This window comes from Alteribacter populi, assembly GCF_002352765.1.
Classification (GTDB): Bacteria; Bacillota; Bacilli; order Bacillales; family Salisediminibacteriaceae; genus Alteribacter; species Alteribacter populi.
On sequence record NZ_KZ293963.1, the window covers coordinates 491543 to 515330 of the forward strand.

General features: G+C 39.4%; 21 protein-coding genes. 14 read left to right on the forward strand and 7 right to left on the reverse strand.

Annotation, left to right across the window (positions count from 1 at the left end):
* Window positions 1-31 precede the first annotated feature (31 nt).
* Both msrA and msrB read left to right on the forward strand, forming a co-directional pair.
* Window positions 32-565, forward strand: coding sequence for a peptide-methionine (S)-S-oxide reductase MsrA (msrA, locus tag CDZ94_RS02505; RefSeq protein WP_232735762.1), 534 nt, complete (start codon window positions 32-34; stop codon window positions 563-565).
* Complete coding sequence (gene msrB / locus CDZ94_RS02510) at window positions 562-1002, forward strand: peptide-methionine (R)-S-oxide reductase MsrB (protein ID WP_096434958.1); 441 nt, start codon at window positions 562-564, stop codon at window positions 1000-1002. The genes msrA and msrB overlap by 4 nt, the downstream gene beginning before the upstream one ends.
* A gap of 308 nt (window positions 1003-1310) precedes the next feature.
* Here the strand turns inward: msrB and CDZ94_RS02515 are convergent, their stop codons facing one another.
* Window positions 1311-3005 (reverse strand): ABC-ATPase domain-containing protein, encoded by a 1695-nt coding sequence (locus tag CDZ94_RS02515; protein ID WP_342587620.1) that lies wholly within the window; start codon window positions 3003-3005, stop codon window positions 1311-1313.
* Between the two features lie 104 nt (window positions 3006-3109).
* Here CDZ94_RS02515 and CDZ94_RS02520 point away from each other — a divergent pair, with 104 nt between their 5' ends.
* The gene (locus CDZ94_RS02520; RefSeq protein ID WP_096434960.1) at window positions 3110-3793 is read left to right on the forward strand and encodes a DUF4397 domain-containing protein; all 684 of its coding nucleotides are present in this window, start codon (window positions 3110-3112) and stop codon (window positions 3791-3793) included.
* 185 nt (window positions 3794-3978) lie between these two features.
* The gene (locus CDZ94_RS02525; RefSeq protein ID WP_096434961.1) at window positions 3979-5112 is read left to right on the forward strand and encodes a D-alanyl-D-alanine carboxypeptidase family protein; all 1134 of its coding nucleotides are present in this window, start codon (window positions 3979-3981) and stop codon (window positions 5110-5112) included.
* 326 nt (window positions 5113-5438) lie between these two features.
* Here CDZ94_RS02525 and CDZ94_RS02530 read toward each other — a convergent pair whose 3' ends face one another.
* On the reverse strand, window positions 5439-5660 hold the full coding sequence (locus CDZ94_RS02530; protein WP_096434962.1) for a hypothetical protein: 222 nt from the start codon (window positions 5658-5660) through the stop codon (window positions 5439-5441).
* 326 nt (window positions 5661-5986) lie between these two features.
* Between CDZ94_RS02530 and CDZ94_RS02535 the strand changes: the two genes are divergently transcribed.
* The 5 genes from CDZ94_RS02535 to CDZ94_RS02555 all read left to right on the forward strand — a co-directional run bounded on the left by CDZ94_RS02535 (window position 5987) and on the right by CDZ94_RS02555 (window position 10714).
* A complete protein-coding gene (locus tag CDZ94_RS02535) occupies window positions 5987-7156 on the forward strand; it encodes an alpha/beta hydrolase (RefSeq protein WP_096434963.1) in 1170 nt (389 codons plus the stop codon).
* 56 nt (window positions 7157-7212) lie between these two features.
* Window positions 7213-7716 (forward strand): hypothetical protein, encoded by a 504-nt coding sequence (locus CDZ94_RS02540; protein WP_096434964.1) that lies wholly within the window; start codon window positions 7213-7215, stop codon window positions 7714-7716.
* A gap of 232 nt (window positions 7717-7948) precedes the next feature.
* Window positions 7949-9115 carry an aminotransferase A gene (locus CDZ94_RS02545; RefSeq protein ID WP_096434965.1) on the forward strand — a complete coding sequence of 389 codons (1167 nt, stop codon included), beginning with the start codon at window positions 7949-7951 and terminating at the stop codon, window positions 9113-9115.
* Window positions 9116-9139: 24 nt separating this feature from the next.
* Window positions 9140-10033 (forward strand): gamma-glutamylcyclotransferase family protein, encoded by an 894-nt coding sequence (locus tag CDZ94_RS02550; protein WP_096434966.1) that lies wholly within the window; start codon window positions 9140-9142, stop codon window positions 10031-10033.
* A 3-nt stretch (window positions 10034-10036) separates the two neighbouring features.
* Window positions 10037-10714: an SOS response-associated peptidase gene (locus CDZ94_RS02555; protein ID WP_096434967.1), complete on the forward strand. Its 678-nt coding sequence runs from the start codon at window positions 10037-10039 to the stop codon at window positions 10712-10714.
* Here the strand turns inward: CDZ94_RS02555 and ligD are convergent.
* A complete protein-coding gene (ligD, locus tag CDZ94_RS02560; RefSeq protein WP_096434968.1) occupies window positions 10706-12532 on the reverse strand; it encodes a DNA ligase D in 1827 nt (608 codons plus the stop codon). The genes CDZ94_RS02555 and ligD overlap by 9 nt on opposite strands.
* Window positions 12533-12638: 106 nt before the next feature.
* Here ligD and ku point away from each other — a divergent pair, with 106 nt between their 5' ends.
* The 3 genes from ku to odhB all read left to right on the forward strand — a co-directional run bounded on the left by ku (window position 12639) and on the right by odhB (window position 17953).
* Window positions 12639-13475, forward strand: coding sequence for a non-homologous end joining protein Ku (gene ku / locus CDZ94_RS02565; protein ID WP_096434969.1), 837 nt, complete (start codon window positions 12639-12641; stop codon window positions 13473-13475).
* A 402-nt stretch (window positions 13476-13877) separates the two neighbouring features.
* Window positions 13878-16706 carry a 2-oxoglutarate dehydrogenase E1 component gene (locus CDZ94_RS02570; RefSeq protein WP_096434970.1) on the forward strand — a complete coding sequence of 943 codons (2829 nt, stop codon included), beginning with the start codon at window positions 13878-13880 and terminating at the stop codon, window positions 16704-16706.
* Entirely contained in the window at window positions 16703-17953 is a 1251-nt protein-coding gene (odhB, locus tag CDZ94_RS02575) for a 2-oxoglutarate dehydrogenase complex dihydrolipoyllysine-residue succinyltransferase (RefSeq protein ID WP_096434971.1), read from the forward strand. The genes CDZ94_RS02570 and odhB overlap by 4 nt, the downstream gene beginning before the upstream one ends.
* 172 nt (window positions 17954-18125) lie before the next feature.
* On the opposite strand, the gene CDZ94_RS02580 is transcribed toward odhB, so the two are convergent.
* Together CDZ94_RS02580 and CDZ94_RS02585 are read right to left on the reverse strand one after the other, a co-directional pair.
* Window positions 18126-19220, reverse strand: coding sequence for a glycoside hydrolase domain-containing protein (locus CDZ94_RS02580; protein WP_245415698.1), 1095 nt, complete (start codon window positions 19218-19220; stop codon window positions 18126-18128).
* A gap of 141 nt (window positions 19221-19361) precedes the next feature.
* Window positions 19362-20357, reverse strand: a complete 996-nt coding sequence (locus tag CDZ94_RS02585; RefSeq protein ID WP_096434973.1) for a DMT family transporter — start codon at window positions 20355-20357, stop codon at window positions 19362-19364.
* A 104-nt stretch (window positions 20358-20461) separates the two neighbouring features.
* Here CDZ94_RS02585 and CDZ94_RS02590 point away from each other — a divergent pair, with 104 nt between their 5' ends.
* The gene (locus CDZ94_RS02590; RefSeq protein WP_096434974.1) at window positions 20462-21043 is read left to right on the forward strand and encodes a helix-turn-helix domain-containing protein; all 582 of its coding nucleotides are present in this window, start codon (window positions 20462-20464) and stop codon (window positions 21041-21043) included.
* Between the two features lie 632 nt (window positions 21044-21675).
* On the opposite strand, the gene CDZ94_RS02595 is transcribed toward CDZ94_RS02590, so the two are convergent.
* Both CDZ94_RS02595 and CDZ94_RS02600 read right to left on the reverse strand, forming a co-directional pair.
* Window positions 21676-22608 (reverse strand): acetamidase/formamidase family protein, encoded by a 933-nt coding sequence (locus CDZ94_RS02595; RefSeq protein ID WP_096434975.1) that lies wholly within the window; start codon window positions 22606-22608, stop codon window positions 21676-21678.
* Window positions 22609-22867: 259 nt separating this feature from the next.
* On the reverse strand, window positions 22868-23101 hold the full coding sequence (locus tag CDZ94_RS02600) for a DNA alkylation repair protein (RefSeq protein WP_096434976.1): 234 nt from the start codon (window positions 23099-23101) through the stop codon (window positions 22868-22870).
* Window positions 23102-23227: 126 nt separating this feature from the next.
* Here CDZ94_RS02600 and CDZ94_RS02605 point away from each other — a divergent pair, with 126 nt between their 5' ends.
* Window positions 23228-23716: a metal-dependent hydrolase gene (locus CDZ94_RS02605; RefSeq protein WP_157811986.1), complete on the forward strand. Its 489-nt coding sequence runs from the start codon at window positions 23228-23230 to the stop codon at window positions 23714-23716.
* Window positions 23717-23788 lie beyond the last annotated feature (72 nt).

A 23788-nucleotide genomic window follows, 5' to 3' on the forward strand; every position in this document is an offset into this window, starting at 1 on the left:
ATGCTAAAAAGTAAAAGAGAGGAAGAGGAATTTGCCAACAAAACAAGCAACGTTTGCAGGTGGGTGTTTTTGGTGTATGGTCTCTCCTTTTGATGAACAACCGGGAATAGATCGTGTTGTTTCCGGCTACACCGGGGGGCATAAAGTCAATCCTACTTATGAAGAAGTATGCACGAATACGACAGGACATTTAGAGGCAGTACAAATTACGTATGATCCGAATGTGTTTCCGTATGAAAAGCTCCTGAGTCTGTTTTGGTCACAAATTGATCCTACGGATCCTAGTGGACAATTTCATGATCGTGGTGAATCCTATCAGACGGCAATTTTTTATCATGATGAGGAGCAAAAACAACTGGCCGAAAAATCGAAGGAATCTTTGGAGAAGAGCGGAAAGTTTCACAATCCGATCGTCACAGAAATCCGACCGGCAGCTGAGTTTTTTGAGGCAGAAGCTTATCATCAAGACTATCACCGAAAAAACCCGCTTCATTATAAGCTTTATCATAAAGGAAGTGGGAGAGCCGACTTTATAAATAGACACTGGAGGAATGAATTTTCATGACCAAAAAGAAACAAGCGTACGACAAGTCAGAATTAAACGACATGCAATATAAAGTAACACAGGAAAATGGAACAGAACCCCCTTTTAAAAATGAATATTGGGATCACTTTGACGATGGGATTTATGTTGATATCGTTTCTGGTAAGCCGCTTTTTAACTCGAGAGACAAATATGATGCAGGATGTGGTTGGCCTAGTTTTACGAAACCAATTGATAAAACCGAAGTGAAAGAACATGCTGATTTTTCTCATGGGATGCGCAGAACAGAAGTGAGAAGTGATAAAGGAGACTCTCACCTCGGCCATGTATTTACAGATGGGCCGAAACCAGCGGGCCTTCGATATTGCATAAATTCTGCTGCCCTTAAGTTTGTTCCATATTATAAGCTTGAAAAAGAAGGTTACGGAGAATATAAAAAATTATTCGAGATTAAGTAAGAGGTAATGGCCCGGGCAATTGCCCGGATCATTTATCTTTTTCCTTTAAGAGGATGCTCAAAAAGTCCGCTAAAAATAGCTGTCGTTTAATATGACCTCCTGGGGAAGAAGCACGTTGGCGCACTTCTCTGCTCCTCACGTATTAACATCAGATGTCTCTTTCTCTTCGAAGACTTCGCCGTCTCGACCTACTCGTCTCTTTTTATGCTCCTTTTGAACACGCACTTTAATAAAGTTTTATATCACTAAAAGAAAAATGTACAAATGGAACTAAGGGTTGGCGGAAAGCTCTGTTTCAAGAAAATTTACTATCGCCGAAAGCGGTTAAAAGCTGCGGCAATTTCGTGTTTTCGAGGAAGTGCTAAATCTCCTGGATGCTGATCCTTAAACGGTGCAAGGACTTCTAACCCCTCGTTTTCCATTTTTGTTATCATCTGTTCAACGGCGTCTTTCATTGTGGCAGGGCCTTTACTATCTTTTATGATTTGTTTAATTACCAAAGCTATTGCACGCGTTTGACTTGGATCGACGAGTTGTTCGGCTTGACTTAAATCTATGCTTTGGCGATTTATTAAAATCGTATTTTTCCCTTTAACATCAAGCTTTTCTTTTCGGTCTAAAGCTTTTAAGAAAGATTTCCGGTCAATCAGACGAAGGGGAGGATCTATGAAATTTTTAAGTTCCTCGGACTCACGATGGTTTTTGTACTCTTTAGAAATTTGTTTTGCTTCTTTTGTTTTATCATAAGGCTTGTATTCATCCATCATGATCACATTGTCTGCAACATCAAAGTAATCCCCAGAACCACCAATTACCATAATCGTCGAAATTTGTTTTGAGTCAAATAATGGCCGGACTTGATCTAAAAAGGGCGTGATCGGCTCTTTAGTCTGATGGACTAGTTTTTGCATACGAGCATCACGGATCATAAAATTTGTCGCGCTAGTATCTTCATCAATTAGTAAAGCTTTTGCATCCATTTCTAGTGCTTCCATAATGTTTGTTGCTTGAGATGTACTGCCACTTGCGTCCTGTGACGAAAAAGCGTGGGTAGCTTTTTTAAATGGAAGGTTGGAAATGAAAGGTGTAATGTTCACTTTATGTACCGATCGTCCATCTTCCGAACGAATTTTCATAGCGGATTCATCCGTGATTACGAATTCTCTGCCGTCACCTTTTACATGATTGTATATGCCTCGCTCAATTGCTTGTAATAGGGTGCTTTTTCCATGATAACCACCCCCGACAATAAGGGTTACTCCTTTAGGAATCGCCATTCCCGTCACAGTTTTACCGTTTGTTAATTGAATTGTTCGTTCATAAGCTTTTGGTGAAGAAAATGGCACTACCTTGTCTTTTAGCAGTGGTTTATTACTGATCCCGCTAATTCTCGGTAAAACCGAATCATTTGCAATAAAACTGACGAGATCATTTTCTTTCAAGAAAGCCCTCATCATTTCTTGATCATCTGCTAATTCCAAATGTTTGAGTAAGTCATTCTTTGAGTATTGTTGCAAAGCATCGGTTGTAATTGAAGGAATGATTTCACCCATTAATTTGGCAGCTTCTCTTCCGGAAATCCTTCTTCCTGTTGCAGGGAGGCCGATCGAAAGACGAATATCGATTTCATTTTCACTAACGAGAACGGTCGTTCGGTCAATCACTTCCTGACCTGGCGCGTCCACAGCAATTAAACCACTTTTACCAGTACCTCCAATTCGATGCTTCTTTTTCATAATCATTCTTTGTACTTGTCTTGCAATAAAATCCTCTAATGCCACCTTTCGAACACGTGTATGAAAGTAAGAGTTCTGAAGGTGCGATTGTGATAACGGATAGACCATTCGAATTTTTGAAGGATTGGCAAAAGGGTCCCCTTGTACATAATCTATGAATAATGTGTAGCTATCACCTTTATATCGACCTTGAATCGATTTTAACGCCTTGTAGCCTTTACCATCGAGTTCTCTTAGTTTTTTTGTTAGCTGTTTCAAATTGTTCACCTCAATTACTTTAATTAAATTCTACTCGTTTGTTCTCATGGAATAATGTTATTGCAAGGGGGAGACATTAAATTTGTAAAAATATAAATAAAGGAGTAGAGAAAATGAAAAAATGGTTCCTTTTATGCTTAACATTTCTTATTAGTTTACTGGGTGTAGCAAATACTTCCACGTATGCAGAAACAGAGGGGAACGAAGCTTTCATTCGGGCCATTCATGCTTCACCTGATGCTCCCGCTGTTGACATATACATTACTAAAGACAAAGTGTTAGAGAACGTTTCTTTTAAAGATGTTAGCAATTACTTACCATTAAAAGCTGGTTCGTATAACATTCAAATTTTTCAGGAAGGTGCAAATGCGAATAACGAAAAACCAGTAATTGAAAAAAGTATAGATGTACAAGCAGGTCAAAGTTATACTCTAGCAGGCATCGGTACATTGAATCAACTTGATTTGGTTGTGACAGGGGATCAACTGCAACCTGTAGAAGAGAAAGCGAAAGTAAGAGTCGCCAATCTTTCACCCGATGCTCCAAGTGTAGATATTGTAGCCGTACCTAATACTATTTTATTCGAAAATGTTAGTTTTCCTCAAGTAAGTGACTATTTAGAAGTAGATCCAGGAGAAGCGAGTATAGAAGTGCGCCCTACAGGCCGGACAGGCTCAGTTTACAAAATACCTAACCTTGAATTGGAAGAGGGAGGGGTCTATACTGCTATTGCTGTGGGGTTAGTTGAAGGTGAATCTGCTTTGGATTTTATACTTGTGAAAGATCAGGTTCGATAAATTTCAAAGGTACTTTTTGACTTTCGATGTTTTGACTTGCAAAAGGAACTTGGATGTGAAAAAATACAGGGCGGAGCGAAATTTGTCGAATTATCGGATGGACGATGAGTATTATTTGTTCATTGGAATTTGTACAAAAACCGTTAAAAATTAAGATATTAATTTAATTTGATAAAGGTGATTGCATGAAAAATCCACTATTAACTGTTGTAGTCGTCTCTTTTGTTCTACTTTTATTCCCAGCCACTTTTCAACCTGTTCATGCAGACAAACCACCAGGTGTTCATAGTGAAGCTGTCATTGTAATGGATGCTGCTACTCATGAAGTGCTATATGAGAAAAACGCTCATCGTACAATGTATCCAGCAAGTATCACGAAAATTATCACAACGATTCTTGCACTTGAAAATGCAGATCTTGCTGAAGAGGTCGAAGTCAGCTTTGATGCTGTGAATGTAACGGGCTCTAGAGTATATTTGTTGGAAGATGAGGTTCTCCCACTTGAACAACTGCTCTTAGGAGTAATGGTAAGTTCCGGAAATGATGCCTCCATTGCTGTCGCTGAACATCTGAGTGGGTCTGTAACAGAGTTTGCTGATCAGATGAATCAGTTTGTGCGTGAAAAAGTTGGCGTTGAGAACTCTCATTTTAAGAATCCTCATGGTCTCTTTGAAGCAGGACATGTGACAACAGCGTTTGATATGGCAAAAATAAGTGCTTATGCTATGAAAAATGAACAATTTCGTGAAATTGTAGGTACACAGATGGTAGAATGGGAAGCTGAGGGATGGGAGACGACTCTTTATAATCATCATGAATTAATGAGACAAAATGAAGAGATTACGGGTGTGAAAAATGGATATGTAAGGAAATCGGGATATACACTCGTTACATCTGCTGAACAGGATGACACAGAAGTGATCGTTGTTACGCTAAATTCCAATTCCAGAAATCAAGCATTTGAGGATACATCAGAACTGTTAGACTACGGACTCGAGAACTACGAAACGCAGTGGTTAACATTTGATGATGAAGAATTATTGCTCGAGCACATCTATCCAGAAAAAATGCCTGTTACAACAAAAAAAGGTGAAGAAATCGATTATCATGTGTCAGAATATGGTGATGTAACCATTACAGGGGAAAACCAGAGGCTAGTTAAGGAAGAGACTCTTGAAGAGCGGTTCTTAACGAATCTACCTTCCTATATTATTCCCGATAATCAGGATGAAAAATTAACTAAAAGATCACATCAAACAGGGCTTTGGCGATGGTTTATTGTAAGCGGATTTAATCACTTAACCGCTACAAAACAGTAGAGTGTATTTATTATAATAATACGGGCATTGTGTAAGGCTGTTTTCGTAAAGCTTGTTGTTTATAGAAGGATAACAATCTACATTTAGGTGTATAGCTCCAGGCGCCATCGTCTTGTGTCAAATTTGCTTGCCTAACGCTCAAAATAATAGCTACAATCTTTTATAAAAGAGCTTTATGTAAAAACAAATAAAAAAAGAGGGATTTCAACAGGTCAAAAAGCTGGCCTTTTGAGATCCCTTTTTTGTGCTACAAAAAGTTTAACGGATTAAAGCATGAGGCAAAACTAAGGCTTCCACCATCGAAGTTTGTGGCAAGCAAGTCTACTTTACCTTTCGAATGGCAGCGAATCCATCAATAGCTGGAATTGTTGAGGATCTTCAAACATTGACGCATCCCAGTTTTTTGCAATCCACTGAGTGAGCTCGGACTCTGAATTAAATACCTCACCAGAAGTATCTGATTTTCTTATCGTGTAACGTCCGTTGTCAGGGTCAATGGTTACTTCACAAGGAATTGCGCCATCGTTTGCTTTAATTTGATAATCCATTTAGAGCGGGCTCCTTTTAAATTTTGGTTTAGAGGATCAACATTTCTTATTTTATCTTTTCCTTAAATTCCCGAAATACACATTCAACACGTGTGAATTTCCTGGTTTTCGGGAAATGTTATAAAAGTGGAAAGTTTTTCGTTTATTGTAAAACATAAGTAGTATTATACCTTCGTTTTAATGTCTAGAGCAGTTAACCCTTGAGGTCGTTAATTGTTCCTTTGGGTCTACAGACATTCTAAAAAAGCGTGAACGAAGCGAGAGGAGATTATTATACTGGTAGTAAGAAGACCCACATCCGACTTTGAGAGGAGGGCTGTTATAAAATGCGGTGGGCCAAGCGTATTTTTCAAAACTTAGTGCTTCTCGGCTCAGTAACCTTTGCTATAGTGTTAATTTCGATAGCAGTGGCTGTTTATTTATGGCAGTCTACAGATGCAGGACGACTTCCAGCTAAAACAGCTGTAGTATTACATGCGATCAATAATAATCTTGTATCACTGGATATTGATGTTTCTCCACCTCGAATAGTGAGTGGTGGAGGAGCAGAAAACCCTTTATTAAGAGAAGATATTTATGTACCTGTTCAAGGTGAAGTGCAAATACCAGTCCGTATGTATCGTCCACAAGGGGATGGTCCGTACCCGATCATTATGTATTATCATGGAGGTGCTTTTCTCGAAGGGTATGGAAGTATTGAGACTCACGATAATATCGTTCGCGCTATAGCAGCTCGTACACAAAGCATTGTTTTATCTGTTGGCTATCGCGTCGCGCCAGAACATATATTTCCTGCTGCTGTAGAAGATAGTTACGCCGCTTTGCAGTGGGCCGAAAGAAACGCAACAACATTTAATGGAAATCCAGAGACGATTAGTGTTGCAGGAGACAGCGCAGGAGGAAATGTTGCTACTGTAATGACGCTTATGTCACGGGATAGAGGGGGACCTGAAATAACTTCACAAGTTCTATTTTATCCATTGACAACTTTTCAAGATGTAGAAATGGCATCAAGGGACCTTTATGACAGTGGATATTATTTACTTTCAAGACAAGTCATGTACAGAGCAAGGGATCTATACGCTCCTGAAGAAATGATGTGGTCTAATCCTTATACATCTCCATTGCATGCTGAAGATTTATCTGAGTTACCACCTACCTTAATCATTACCGCTGAATTCGATCCACTTAGAGACGAAGGAGAAGCTTATGCAGAGCGTCTTGCAGAATTTGATGTACATGTCAGAGCAACCCGCTATCGAGGTGTCATGCATGGATTTGTCTCATTTTACGAAGTAATGCAAAGTGGCAGGTATGGACTCCAGGAAGCTTCAAGCTATCTAAGGCAGGCTCATCGAGGAGCCCTTCAGGAAAGTCCTTATCAACTACAGGTTCGCCAAGCACCGCAAGGTATGGACCGCGTGAGAGAGCAAGCAGAAGCTTTTGCAATCGCAGCTTATTTACTTGGGAGAGCAGGTGCTAACTTACTCGATTAGTTATTCCAATATGACCCTGCTTACCCTACCAGATAAGATAGATGGGAGAGATATTCATGAAGTCACCTCTAATTATCAAAGTGATTGCTATTCTACAAGCTGTATTTGTAGTTTGTTATTTTAGCTATATGCTCTATATTGCTGTGGCATGGGGATTTAACCCTCGTATTGTTCAATTATTAGTCACAGACAGCATTTACGTATTTTTATTAGTGAGTTCAGTCGGAATTTGGTTCTATAAGCCTTGGGGGTGGTGGGTCACCATTATTTTGTACGGAAAGCTTTTGTTAAGCAAGGTCATTGGGTCCGGTTCTGAATGGTTTCTCATTTTTACCGGTACTATTGCTGAACCATGGAGATGGGAGATGTTTGCAGCTGACTTTTTTATTGTAATCCTTTTTCTATTGCTTTTAGGCTATTTTTTTAGACGGACTGTAAGAAGCGAATTTTGTATTAAAGAGACAACTAGGAGGGTTGTTGTTATAGCATCGATGGGAGTTATACTCCTTTATGCCTTATATTTCGTTATCGCATTATGGCTGATTATTCAAATGGGATAACAGGTTATACAAGAGTCCTTTACTTAGTAAGGGCCTCTTGTTTTGTTTTGAAAGGCAATTTAAAAGTGGACGAGCTTTTATTCACCTCGCATGTTTTTATTTTAAAATTTAGGTTTGCTATAATGACCATACATCTTGTGCCGTAGCGATGAAGCTGATAGACTTTTTGAACAAAGAAAAAAAACTACACGCACACGGCATTTTTACATAATAGGTTAGAAAGGAACATATCATGGAAAATAGATTAAACTCTCGAGTAAAAGCTATCGAAATTTCGGGTATTCGTCAGTTTTTTAATCGCGTAGGTCAGTATCCGGACGCCGTTCAATTAACAATTGGACAGCCTGACTTCGCCACACCTGATCATATTAAAGAGGCTGGAAAAAGAGCAATCGAAGAAGGGTTTACAACGTATACAAAAAACCCCGGCGATGATGCTTTAGTTGAAGCCGCTGCGACTTTCATGGAAAAAAAATATGGATTGTCCTATGATCCTTTTACAGAAGTAATTACAACAGTTGGAGCCTCACAGGCCATCGACATCACGATGCGTAGTATTTTAGAAGAAGGTGATGAAGTTCTGTTGCCAGCTCCCGTTTATCCGGCCTATGAGCCAATCATTCGTCTTTGCGGTGCTATTCCTGTTTTTATAGATACACGTGAGACCGGATTTAAATTAACTGCTGAGCAAATAGAAGAAGCTATAACTCATAAAACGAAAGCAGTTATGCTTCCTTATCCGTCAAATCCGACGGGAGTCGTACTCACTTTGGAAGACATTCAACAAATTGCAGAGACATTACGAGACCGTGAGATCTTTGTTGTATCGGATGAAATCTATTCAGAGCTTCAATTTGGTCAGGAACACGTATCAATTGCTAGTATGGAAGGAATGAAAGAAAAAACGGTTGTCATAAATGGTGTTTCAAAATCTCACTCGATGACAGGGTGGAGAATTGGATTTGTTTTTGCTTCTGAAGCCATTTTGAAGCACATCCTTAAAGTTCATCAATATAATGTCAGCTGTGCGACATCTATTTCACAAAAGGCTGCCATTGAAGCTTTAACAAATGGAATCGATGATGCTGATCCGATGAAAATTGAATACGAAAAACGCCGTGACTATATGTATAACCGGCTTATAAATATGGGGATGCAAGTGGAACAGCCACAAGGAGCCTTTTACATGTTTCCATCAATAAAGGAATCGGGGTTAGCATCCTTTGATTTTGCGCTTCAATTACTTGAAGAAGCAAAACTCGCTGTCGTTCCCGGTAACGCATTTTCAGTATATGGTGAAGGATATATTAGGCTTTCCTACGCTTATAATATGGAAAACCTTCAAGTAGCACTTGATCGTCTAGAAACGTTTTGGAAAAAGTTATCTAGTACTAGCTAAACATTTTCGAATAGGGGTGGGAGGATGCCAATAAATCTATTGTTCGTATACGGTTCTCTTCGCAAAGGTGGAGAAAATGAATCATTTTTATCAAATGGCATATTGTTTAAGGAACAAGCGTGGACCGAGGGTACTCTCTACGACACCGGATGCGGATATCCTGCCCTGCACGACAATGGAGTTAACTGGGTATATGGAGAGCTTTATCAGGTAGCCCCTGGTGAGTGGGACCAACTTCACCACCTTGAAAGGTATGATGGAACAGATAATGACTTGTTTGTTCCCAAAAGGAAAAAAGTGTACACAGACAACGGAGAAACAGAAGCTATGGTTTATGTTGCAGGTTCACAGGCGTTGTTAAAAACAGAAATTATTGAAAAAGACTGGATGAGGTACTTATTTGAGAGAACGCTAGGAGACTCGTTTTACTATTTTGCTTTTGGGTCGTGCATGGATAAAGAACGGATGGCAAAAGCCAACGTTGATCATTTGTTCGAGGAAGTTGCAGGGTGTACTTTACCGGGGTATGATATCGGTTTTACAATCGCCTCTACTATAGACGGTAAAGGACGAGCAGATATGGTAGAAAGTGGCGGTGTTTGTGAAGGGTTATTGTATCGGGTGGATCGGCAAGGGCTTAATTACTTATACAAACGAGAAGGAGTTCATGTAGGCAATTATAGACCAGCTATCATCCAAGTCAAGGCACAAAATGGCGTTTTATTTACTAGCGTTTTGACCTTTTTGGTTATAAACAAACAAGCAGAAATCGCCCCTCCAGAGCATTATGCATTAGAGATTATCCGTGGTGGGACAGGGTGGCTGTCTGAAGAGTATTTAACAAGCCTCAAAAAGAAAATTAGCGAGTTACAATCAACAGAAATACAATCAACTCATATTGATAACGACGAGGTGTAGCTAATGTGCGGAAGGTATACGCTTTATGCAGATCCAGACTTCTTAGAACGTGAGTTTGAAATCGAAAATGCAACGGATGTATTTCCGATTGAACACAGATATAATATAGCCCCGAGTCAGGATGTCTTGTCGATTGTAGCAGGAAAGCATGCAAATCGCGCCGGTTTTATGAGGTGGGGGCTAATTCCCACTTGGGCAAAAGACTCTTCTATTGGTTATAAGATGATCAATGCCCGGTCGGAAACCGCTCATGAAAAGCCAAGCTTTAGGTCGTTAATTCAAAAACGACGATGTTTGATTATCGCGAGCGGGTTTTATGAATGGAGAAAAGAAGGGATAAAAAAACAGCCCTACTATATCCAACTTTCATCCAAGGAACCGTTCGTATTTGCAGGACTTTGGGACAGGTGGAAACACGACGGTGATACGATTGTTTCTTGCACGATTTTAACAACAAAAGCGAACGAAAAAATGGCAACCTTACATGACAGAATGCCAGTTATCCTTGACCGCGAAGAAAGGCAGGACTGGTTAAATGGAAATATTACCGACCCTCATTTGCTGGAGCCTTTGTATACACCATATTCTTCAGAAAAAATGTCGTATTATCCGGTAACCTCTTTTGTTAGCTCTCCAAAGAATGAAGGCCCTGCTTGTATAGAAGAGATGACATCAGTTTGATTTGTCCAGTTCCTTTAAAAGTACTGTTAAGTAATGCTGATTGTTAACTCGATCTTCTTGTTTTGTTGTTGCTATGCCATTCTTTGTTCTATCTAGAACCGATTGTATTGTAAAATGACTGGGCTTTAAAGAAGAGTTCATCTCGTTCCATTCAAGCAAAGTCGAAATAGAAGCTTGAGGAAGGGCACGTAAGGAGTACGGAGCGATGATTGTTTTTCCTTTACCGTGCTGCAAATAATCAATGTAAAGCCGGCTGCCACGCTTAGATTTTAATCTTTCCGTCGTTCGTTCGTCAGGGTTTTTCTTGATAAGCACCTCTGCCAAAAAGGATAAAAAAATCCGGCACTGTTTATAAGTGAAAGCACCTGCTGGAATTGGGAGGTAAACTTGGAGTCCTTTTCTGCCAGAAGTCTTAACTAAGCAAGTCAGTCCCCAATCATCACACAGTTCCTTTACATCAATGGCCGCTCTAACAGCCATGGGGAAGTCGTTATTCGTCGGAGGATCAAGATCCATGTACAGTTCCTGGATTTTACCGTCTACCGTCTCAGATGGGATATGAAATTCAATGGCCGCTTGGTTGCCTAACCAAAGCAACGTTTCCATTTTATTCACCACGATTGATTGATGACCCTCCCAATATTTTGTTTCTACAAAAGAAGGTGCAAAATCCGGAACGTTTTTTTGATAAAACGAAGGTTTATGAATCCCGTCAGGGTAACGTATGACCGTAATGGGTCTTTGTTTAAGCCAAGGAAGTAATAAGGGACCGATCAATTGCAAGTAGTGTAAGTAGGCCCGCTTATCAATAGAGGCTTCTGGAAAAAGGATTTTGTCTACGTTTGTTACCCCAACTCGATCAGGAATCGGATGAAGGTCGTGCGTCATCTGTTCTTTAGTATAAGTATTAGCGTCGTCATTCAGCTCAAATGAATGAAAGCGAGGTTCGCGCAGCTCTTTTCCGACCATTCCGGTACAGTTTAGAGTTATACATAAAGGATTTTCTAATTGATATCCCTTTTTGGTCTTACTGCTGTTTGCTCGGACCACCTTTTGGAGCGCCTCTCTTTCTGAAGGTTGTAATCCATGGTGGAATGAACCGACATCGATAATGTTGGCGTTATCCACTACTCCAACTGTAAAATAACCGTTATCTTTCTCCCCAGTTAAAAGCACGCGTACAGCCTTATAATGTTTGATTTTTTGCCAAGTCATTGTTCTTTGGTCGATCCATTTACTTTTAGCCTCCTTTGCTATGATCCCCTCACCGTTATATGCAGTAACCACCTCCCACACTTCGCTTGGGCTAGAATAAGCAGGTATATATTGCACTGGTTTTTCACGGAGCTGTGTAAATTCCGGTGATAAGGGCCAGGATAATTCTTTAAACAAGTGTAATAATTGGGATTTTCTATTTTTAAATGTCTCTGATTTAGTGTTTTTTCCTTTATATTTAAGTAAATCAAAGGCTAAAAAAGAGGCAGGGTGCCTGTTTTGATGAAGCGTAATGGATTGCTGACTTTTCATTCGGCCACGTTTTTGGCAAGCTTCAAAATCACCTGTATAAGCGCTTGTAAGCATCGTTAATTCTCCGTCAAATGTTAGAGGAAGATGCTCAGCCACTTTTTCGGCATTCTTTTTACAAAAGGAAACAATCTCAGGAAATCGCTCGTTTAATGAGTGTTTCCCTCGACTTAGTAGTGTAACCCCGCGTTTTGTCCACTGAAGCTGGCAACGGAAGCCGTCATATTTGACTTCATAATACCAGGAATTTTTATTTTCCGGCCATTCTTCTACTCTTGTTGGTAGCATCACCATAAATTAACAACTCCTGTTCCGACCAATTTTATCTATACATAATGTCCCTCATAAAGATCAAATTAAAAGTAATGAAATGATTTCTAGGAAGGAGGAATGCTTTCATATGCATACGATTTGGAAAGGAACAGTCAGCTTTGGATTAGTGAACATTCCTGTAAAACTGCATGCAGCCACAGAAAATAAAGATATTTCATTGCGACAGCTTCATAAAGAATGTCATACGCCAATACGGTATGACAGAACTTGTCCTAATTGTGAAAAGGAAGTTGAAAAAGAGGAAATTGTACGCGGTTTTGAATATACGAAAAATAAATTTGTTGTCATTGAAGATGAGGAATTAAAAGAAATCCAACAGGCACAAGCGGAACGATCTGTAGAAATTCTTGATTTTGTAAAATTAGAAGAGATTGATCCGATTTACTTTGACCGCAGTTATTATCTTTCTCCCAATGAAGGCGGCTCGAAAGCGTATACTTTGTTAAGGAAAGCGTTAGAAGAGTCCGGTAAAATTGGTGTAGCAAAAATTATGATTCGCGCCAAAGAGCATTTAGCTGTTTTACGTGTATATCAAAATACACTTTTGATGGAAACCATTCATTTTCCTGATGAAGTCCGGCAGGCTGATTTAGTTCCGAACATTCCAGAAGAGGAAAGTATCTCTAAAAAAGAGCTAACTACAGCAAAAATGCTTATTGACCAGCTTACAACTGAATTTGATCCAGAAAAATATAAGGACGAGTACCGTGCGGATCTCATCGACCTCATCGAAAAGAAACAATCTGGAGAAGAAGTGGTCACCGCAAAAGAACCAAAACTTGATACGTCCAATGTGACTGATTTAATGGATGCTCTTCAAGAGTCGATTGAGAAAACAAAAAAAGGAAAGAAAAAATCAACTACGAAAAAGCAGACGTCTCAGAAAAAAAAGAAAAATGCTTAAGCTCTTATGTACTAATAAAACAAACTTTCGAAAAACCAATATTTATAAAACTGCTGATTTTTCAGCAGTTTAATTTTTTTGAGACTGTAATCGAAGGAATCTTACTTTTGAGCGTAAGCAAGCGAATTCTGGTTTGTCATGACTTACTGCAAAAATAACAAGGTTTATATAAATTTACAAAAAAAGCCAAAAACAGCGCTGATACAGAAATAATGTGAGAATTCGATAAGAAAAATTCTAAAAAATCTACAATTTCTTTTGAGGATTATTTCCTATAGTGATAAAATAAACGTGTAAGCGTTTTATGATTTTTACTTGTTGGATAATCTTTCATCCTTCTAATAATTTACATAAGAAAAAGTATGAAAGTAAAACTGATTGTACAATGGAGGTACTGGATTCATGGACACAAAACATGTTCAAATGGATGAAGGGTGGTCTCAATTTCATGGACCTAACCTCGGATATTTGCTTGAAATGTATGATCTTTACGAGGAAGATCGCGGAGCAGTAGACGAGGAACTAAAGGTATTTTTTGAAACATGGGGAGCACCAAGTTCAACTACGAAGGTAGAACAGTTTAATGATGGCGCGGGTGACGTAACAGCTGCAATCCAAGCCGCAAAGTTAGCTGATGACATCAGACGTAATGGACACCTTATGGCAAAGCTCTCATCTGTAGAAGACAGAGTGACAGAAGACTTGTTTAATCTTACGAATTATCACTTAACTGAGGACGCATTAAAGTCAATCCCAGCACAATTGCTGACACCGCATGCGCCAAACTCAGTAAAGAATGGGCTGGATGCGATAGAGCATCTCAAGAAAGCATACAGTTCTGCACTGGCATTTGAATTTAACCAGGTACATGACCTTGAAGAGCGTGAATGGTTATTTAAAATGGTGGAATCCGAAGAGTATCGTCCATCATTTACAGAAGAAATGCGAAAAAATCTTTTAGATCGTCTTAACCACGTAGAAGGGTTCGAGCATTTCCTACATAAGACGTTTGTAGGTCAGAAGCGATTTTCTATTGAAGGTTTAGATTCCATGGTACCGATGCTGGACAACGCTGTCAGAGAATCAGTCCAGGACGGGGCGAACAATGTTATGATTGGCATGGCTCACCGTGGACGTCTGAATGTTTTGGCACATGTGTTAGGAAAGCCTTACGATATCATTTTTTCCGAGTTTCATGACGCACCAAACAAGGAATTGGTACCATCAGAAGGATCTGTTGGGATTAACTATGGCTGGACCGGTGATGTGAAGTACCACCTTGGTGCAGATCGCGAAATTACTGAAGATACAGCTAACGCTACGGTTACACTGGCAAATAACCCAAGTCACCTTGAATTTGTTAATCCTGTTGTTGAAGGCTTTACGAGAGCTGCACAAGACGATAGAAGGGAACCGGGATATCCTAAACAAGATAAATCAAAAGCGATGGCAATTTTAATTCACGGTGACGCAGCATTCCCGGGTCAGGGAATTGTCGCTGAAACGTTAAACTTATCTCAACTAACAGGCTACTCTACAGGCGGAACAGTTCACGTTATCGCCAACAATATGATCGGGTTTACAACATCAAGCCATGACTCCCGCTCAACAAATTATGCAAGTGATTTAGCAAAAGGATTTGAAGTTCCGGTTATTCACGTAAATGCTGACGAACCTGAAGCATGTGTTGCAGCTATGCACCTTGCTTATGAATATCGCAAACAGTTCGAAAAGGACGTCCTGATAGACATTATTGGATATCGTCGTTATGGACATAATGAAATGGACGAACCTGCGGCGACACAGCCAGATTTATACAGAAAAATCCGCAAGCATCCAACAGTTTTTAACTTATACAGTCAAAAACTAGTAGAAAAAGGTATTATTAATGAAAATGATTCAGAAAAAATGCGAAGTGAATTATTGGAAGAGCTTCAATCGAAGTTTGAGAAAATCAAGGAAAATAAGCGAGACTCCGTTGGTGAAATGAACCCTCCTGATACAGTTGTAAAAAGGTTGGATAATATTGAAACAGCGGTTGACTTGGACACGCTAAAAGCAATTAATAACGAATTATTGAACTTTCCTGAAGAATTCAATGTTTTCCCTAAACTCAAGAAGATTCTGCAACGTCGTGCAGGAGCATTTGAAGGAGAAGGATCTATTGATTGGGCTTTAGCTGAAACATTGGCATTTGCGTCGATCCTTAATGATGGAAAACCGATCCGTTTAACTGGACAAGACTCAGAGCGGGGAACGTTTTCTCAACGACACATTGTGCTCACTGACAGTGAAAACAATGAACAATATTCGCCATTACACACAATGGAACAGGCAAAAGCGACATTTGCAGTTCATAATAGCCCTCTTTCAGAAGCGGCTGTTGTAGGGTTTGAATACGGCTATACTGTGCAATCACCAGAAACGTTAACAATCTGGGAAGCACAATATGGTGACTTTTCAAATGGTGCACAAGTCATTTTTGATCAGTTCGTATCTGGTGGAAGAGCGAAGTGGGGACAAAAATCAGGATTAGTCCTTTTATTACCTCATGGTTTTGAAGGACAAGGCCCAGAGCATTCAAGCGGAAGAGTTGAAAGGTTTTTACAGCTTGCTGCTGAAAACAACTGGCATGTGACGAACGTTACAAGTGCAGCTCAATATTTCCATCTTCTACGACGTCAAGCAACGATTCTTGAAAAGGATGAGGTTCGCCCATTAGTGGTGATGACACCGAAGAGCTTGCTTCGTCATGGGAAAGTGATTTCAGCAAGTGAAGAGCTTACGAACGGAATGTTTCAACCTATCCTTGAACAACCGGGATTAGCAGAAAATCCAGAGCAAGTGAAACGATTAGTGTTTACGACAGGAAAACTGGCTATAGATTTAGCGGAAGCAACCGAGGACCTTGAAGATAAAGACACAGTCCACATTGTAAGAGTCGAAGAAATTTATCCGTTCCCTCGCCAAGCTGTTGAAGAGTTAAAAGAGAAATATCCAAATGCTAAAGAATGGGTATGGGCTCAAGAGGAGCCAAGTAACATGGGAGCTTGGCATTATGTGTTCCCACATTTGCGCAACCTTGCTGAAGATCATGCGGACGTTCTTTATATCGGCCGTCGCAGAAGATCAGCACCAGCTGAAGGAGATCCAAAAGCCCATAAACAAGACCAACAACGAATTGTAGAAGATGCATTGTCGTTAAACAGTGAAGGGAGAGAAGAGGAATGATTGAAATTAAAGTTCCAGAGCTAGCAGAGTCCGTAACAGAAGGTACAGTGGCACAGTGGTTAAAACAGCCAGGTGACCAAGTAAATAAAGGCGATGATATCGTTGAATTAGAGACAGACAAAGTTAACGTGGAAATCGCAGCAGATGAAGCTGGAACATTACAAGAAACGCTATTTGAAGAAGGAGATACTGTAAAAGTTGGGGAAGTTATTGCTAAAATTGGTGATAGCGGTTCTGGCAACAACCAAGCTACTACAGAAAAAGCAGAGGAAAAGTCATCTTCTAAAGAAGAACCACAAGAAAAGAAATCAGAAGAGGCTTCTGGTAGTGAAGAGCAAACAGAAGGTCCTGGTCGTCCAATTGCCTCACCTTCTGCAAGGAAATATGCTCGTGAAAAGGGGATTGATTTAAGCGAGATTTCTGCGCGAGATCCGTTAGGGCGCATTCGTAAAGAAGACATTATCGAGCATGAGTCCAACCGTCAGAAGAGTGAATCAAAACCTGCTGAACCAAAACAACAGGAAAAGAAACAAGATGATCCTGCCAAGCCGGTAGAACGTGTAAAAATGTCTCGTCGCCGTCAAACGATTGCGAAGCGCCTTGTTGAAGCACAGCAATCGGCTGCGATGCTAACGACGTTTAACGAAATTGACATGACCAACATCATGGAACTTCGTAAACGACGTAAAGATAAGTTTTTAGACGATAATGGTGTAAAGTTAGGCTTTATGTCGTTCTTTACAAAAGCAGTTATTGGCGCACTCAAAAAATATCCACTTCTCAATGCAGAAATTCAAGATGATGAAATTCTCATGAAGCAATTCTATGACATTGGAATGGCAGTCTCTACAGATGACGGCCTCGTCGTTCCAGTAGTAAGAGATGCAGACCGTCTTGATTTTGCAGGTATTGAAAAAGAGATTGGAAACTTGGCTAATAAAGCGAAGGATAAAAAGCTCACACTTGGAGATTTACAAGGTGGAAGCTTTACAATTACAAACGGCGGCATCTTCGGATCTCTTTGGTCTACACCAATTTTAAATACACCTCAAGTTGGTATTCTCGGTATGCATAAGATCCAAATGCGTCCAGTTGCCATCGATAACGAAAATTTTGAAAACCGTCCGATGATGTATATTGCATTGTCTTACGACCACAGAATTGTTGATGGTAAAGAAGCTGTTGGCTTCTTAGTGAAAGTAAAAGAACTTATTGAAGATCCGGAGTCTTTGTTGCTTGAAGGCTAAGTAGTAAATGAACAGTTAAAATACTTAAGCACTGCCAATAAACTATTGGCAGTGCTCTTTTTCTGAATGAGGATATTCATGTTGAGTTGATCAGTCACCTGTATTGGCTGCTGTTGTGTGATAAAATAGAATTTGTGAAGACGATTCGCTCTATTAAAGTAGATAAAATTGATTACCACAAAACATCTAACACATTTCCATCAAAGATATTTGTATCGATATTACAGGTTTCTGCATCAATCCCATATTGCCAGCCACCGATCAACGCTTCATCTGGATACTCTGGGTTATAATCAGGAGCATTTTCTTCTGTCGTAATTCCTTCGTTCGGTGCTGCAGTCCAAATATACATATTATCGAGTAAGTCGCTATTTTCTTCTGCAGCAGCTTCAAAAGCTGCATATAGTTCTTCGTTAGGGTCAAATATCCCATAAATGCCAGAACTATATTCTGAATCCATTATAGTCTCATGCCATCCTAATATGAACTCAGAGTTGATCGGATAAATAGGTTCTACATTTGCAAATAACGCAACATCTTCAGGAATAGCTAAATCTCTTGCCATTTCAATGGCGGCTTCGGCTTCGCTTTCGCCTTTGTCATAACCAGTAGCATCGGTGAAGTGATTCCAGATCACAAGAATTTCAATGTCATTGGAATGTAGTAAATCTACTTCATCCTCAGTTATGCCAAATGAAACATCTTCATTATCACCGAGATATCGTCCCCAAACATTAGGGTCACCAAAGTTCTCTCTTACACAAGCCAGCATATCTTCTGTTGTTAAACTTGCAGAGTCAACTCCCCAAACATTTTCAGTCGTATCATTATTTCCATTACTATTACCATTGCCGTTATTACTGTCACTGCCGTTAGAGTTATCTTTGCTGTTTGCTTCGATATTGTTATAAATATTATTCGTCACATTTACATCAACACTTACATTGATATCGTTTGTCACATTATTATCTATATCGTTGTTGTCTCCACTGTTGATATTATTTTCAATCGAATTATCGACATCAGCATTTTCTGCGTCAACATTATTTTCTATATTGTTATTAAGCGAATGACTACCATCAGAGTTATTATTAGAGTTCTGTATTTTAGAAGAATCAGGATCGCTCTCTGATTGAGTTTGAGTTCCGTTATCAGCATTTGCCGGCTCTGACGTAAATGGTTTCATATAAACCGAAAGTGCTAAAATAAACATTATAGAAATAGTGGCCGCTATCATTAGAGTGAGATTCATTTTAGTATTCATCATTTTTCACTCCCTTTGCCTTTTCTCTGACCATTTTATGTAGTCAGGGAGTGGCTCGTGAGGAAGTTAGGCGGTTACCGATGAGTGTCATTCAACATTTTAATAGTGTAACTACCAGTTTTGATCTGATTTTTGGCATCCGTGCTAACGTATTTGATGCTTTTTATTGTCATAAACTTGTAATGGACTCTTTTGATTTGATGTTATCTTCTTCGTATAGTAGCTGTGGAGGAGGATGCCTAGAATAAGAAATAAAATCCCTGCCGTAGCCAAACCTGTTGGTAACGGGGTAGATAGAAGGACAACCTCACCAGTAATAACAAACAACACTTGCGTGGACTGTGTAGCTTCGACAGCTGCCAATTTTCCTTGGTGGTTCCTAACTCTATCAGTAGCAATAAAAAATAACGTAGTAGCTATAACACCTGAGCAGATGGCAACAATAAACGATTGGACTAATTGGTCAGAAGATGGACCCCCTACTTTTATGAAGCCAAATAAGCTAATCAGTATCCAGATAGGTAGACTTGCTACTGTCATTCCAAGGACTCTTTGAAAGGTATCTAACCTACCTCCACAAATCTCCATCATTTTACGATTTCCCAAGGGGTAAGCGAATGCTGCTATCACCACCGGCAATACACCAAGTGTGACGTCAGTAAACGTTATTTGATTTCCATTTTGCAGTTGAATAAGAAAAACACCAAACAATATTACAAATGAGATACAAAGGGCTCCTATCGGAATAGTCTTTCTTATTTTCTTCTGACCTCCCTTTGTTTGAACTGTTTCGAAAAAGAGGGGTGCTAATAAAACTCCTGCTACAATGGTTAGTTGCCATGTCCCTGCAACTAGCCACCCGGGTCCATAAGCAGCCGCGTATGTTAAGGGGGCATAAAATAGGACAAACCCGACAAAACTCCAAAGCAGCCATTGAAATGGTTGCTTTAACATTTCATGAATCACTTGCTTTAAATTATTCCGTAGCATTACAATGAAAACTAAAAAAGGAAGCATAAAAATAAACCTTAAAGATGAACTCCAAAGCCAACTCCCTCCAGAGAGTTCCATAGAACGATTTAAAATAAATGTTACGGCAAAGAACATAGAAGCTAAAACACCAATTATGATTTCTTTCATAAGCTCACCTTTTCTTCTTTCATATAGTAAAATATACTTAATGTTTATTATATTATACTTTTATGTTTTTGTTATGACCACAAGAAAATAAAGGAGGTTTCTCTATGGATAACAAACCAAAGATCGGTGATGCTGAAAAGTTAGCTAAACAAGTTGGGATAACTGTAAGAAAAATGAGACAAGAGCGGGGAATGAATTTACAAGAATTAGCTGATTTGATCGGAGTTAGTAAGTTAACGTTAGGTAACATTGAAAGAGGGGAAGCGAACCCTTCCTTAACTGTTATTTGGAAAATTGCAAATGGCCTTTCGATTCCCATTTCATTATTGCTTAAGGAGGATCAAGGCGTAATCATTTCGCGTAAAAATAATGGTAATAGAGTGTTAAGCACCAATGAAGCTTGTATCCTTGAACCTATGTTTGATGTATCAACCTATGGCTCAAGTGAAATTCATAGAGCTTATTTACAACCAAATAGTGAATACTGTCCAGGTGCTCATCAAAGTGGTGTGATTGAGTATGTTACAGTAATGATGGGTGAGGTGAAAATAAAAGTACAAGATGACTATTATCACCTTTTTGAATATGATTCAATAAAATTTAACGGTGATAAAGAACACGCTTATATTAACCCTACAGACTCCACTACTGTGTTACACTTTGTCATGACTTACACAAATACTTAAACGATGTTTAATCACATACAAGACGCTCTGGGAAATTAGATCCAAGCGTCCTTGTCTATACCATTTACAGAAGTACGAAGACCATCAGTAGGGCTTTTCATTAAAAGTTTAAATGATTATCCCCTTTGCTCATAATTATGAAGGCATCAGCCATGTTTACTATTTCACTTTTAATTATGGCTCTTTTCGTATGTATTGTTGCTTTTAATCTTCGCAGCTGAAATAAACTGCGACATCACCTACCGCTTCGGAAATACACTACGCTTTCCGCGGAAAGCGACTGTCCGGAGCGGAAATCAATCTACTTCTATGTCGCAGTTTATATATTTTTTGTCAAGAACAACAATCTTTTAGAAAACAGCCTTAGTTATAAAGGCCCGAAGACACCACGACACTTCTGCGGAAGTATAATATGCTTCTAATATACATACTCATAAAAGTTTATATAGAGCGGACAGCCGACTTCACGCAGCGCGTCTCAAGGGAAAAGCATCTTTAAGACTTAAAAGGTGCGGAGAAGTTAACGCTGTTATTAATAAAGGCTCTTTTCTAAAAGATTGCTGCTATTTGTTTTTAGAGCGTTAGGCAAGCGCATAGCTGTCACGTATAGCGTGACAGCTATGCGTTCTTTCTCAATTAAATAAACTTTTAGGTAAAAATGCTGTAACAAGAAAATGAGGAACATCTACAATTTCTCCAATTTTTAGATCGACAGCCACACTGCATAATGCATATGCTTCTGCATCTTTTAAACCATATTCTCTTGTTAAATGCTCAATCATATAAGAAACTGCTTTTTTGCTTGCGTCCATCAGTGACTCGCCGTAACCTGTTGTTACGTGAAAACCTCTTTCATCTCCTTCACTTTTTAATGGACCTGGGATATACATTTGTGGTTCTGCTATTGTTTTATTCTTGTGTAATCGGAATTTTACTTGAATATCCATTGGCGCTTCAATTGCAGTGCCACACACCTCACCGTCTCCTTGAGCAGCATGAGTATCACCTACAGAGAAAAGCGCTCCTTCAACCCAAACTGGTAAATATAGTTTTGCACCCTTCGTTAAGTGTCGTACATCCATATTTCCGCCGTTTTTACGAGGTGGGACTACGCTGTAGGCGCCAGGCTCTGGTAAGGCTACGCCAATTGTACCTGGAAAGGGGTGAACAGGTACTTCAATGCCATGTAAAAATTCAGCATGACCATCGTTTGAAAGCTCCCATATTTTTAAAAAAGGATCATTAAATTCTTCTTGCAACAATCCGAAGCCAGGAATGATTGCGGTCCATCCCCAACTTCTTGAGCCAAAATCTTGAACCTCAACTTCTAAAGTGTCTCCGGGTTTTGCTCCTTTTATATAGACAGGCCCAGATACGGGATTAACTTTGTTAAAGTCCATGTTTTTTACATCTTGGATTGTAGAATGGGTAGAGAGTTGACCTCCAGATGAGTCAATGGTTTCAATCCAGATTGAATCTCCATTTTCTGCTTCATAAATCGGTGGAATCTTATTGTCCCAAGTGAAATGGTGGTGATGCTTATGGATGGTATGCTGGCGTGACATATGTTTTCCCCCTCTATGTTTCTAGTTGATCTGATAGTAGCTGAAAATTCAGAAATCGTCAATTAATATAGAACTTGACTCATGAAGGATGGGGGAGAGGTGGTTTGAATGTGTTGTTACAGATGAAACTCTTTACGAATCCGCAACCTAGCTTAAAGCTGAAGCCTTCAAGAGGTTGTTGAAACGATAGACCTTCCAAAAACCAACCTGTGAAAAAAGACTGGTTTTTTGAAGGTCAATGGGCACTTTCTTACCTATATTAGCGATTAGCGTTTTCTGCCATCTTCTGAAATCGTATCTCATCTTCTACTAAGCCACAACTACCACACTGGACCCGTTTATCCGGACCTTGGTATGTTATATGAAAAGGCTCCTGCTTTTCTACCTGTAAATAGGACTCTTCATCTGCATTCCATTTAACCGGAGTAACGACTTGTTCAATCACATTAAACCTTGTTTTCGCACTGCAAGAGGGGCACTTGTAGCTGTACATCCGATCATCTCCTTTTCCTATAGTATCACCAATGAGTTTGTATTTATGTAAAGCAAACTTTTCATGACAAAAATTCTCGCGATATGGTACATTAACATTTCGACAACACTAAGAAAGGATACTACCATGAGATATGACACCCACCTTGCAACTACGATAGCAGCGGGAGCTACTGTTTCATTTTTTCAGTCTGACGTCTTATTTTCCTACCTTTACGTGATTGGATTAGCTATCGGGAGTCTGCTTCCAGATATTGATGAACCCAATTCTTTTTTAGGTAGGAGAGTACGAGTCCTGTCAAAACCGATTAAACGTATTTTTGGTCACAGGGGAGTGACACACTCTGTTCTTACTTGGCTTTTGCTTGTTTATTTTTTATATCCGACAGATTCTTTATTTATCACTGGATTTTTAATAGGCTATTCCATTCATTTGCTGGGCGACTTATTTTCTAAACGAAGCATTCCATTATTTGCACCTTTCAGCCGATTTCGTTTAAAAATGCCAGTAACATATGAAATTTCAGGTATCTTTGAAAATACCCTATTATTAGCAAGTGTTATTTATACGATCATTCTTATTCAAAAAGGAAGCCTTCTTGGTTCCTTTCTTTAGAGGCTTTTCTTTAACTTTTAAGCGATTGGAAAACAGAGACAAGAATTACCTAGTCAAGAAGCTATGATATGA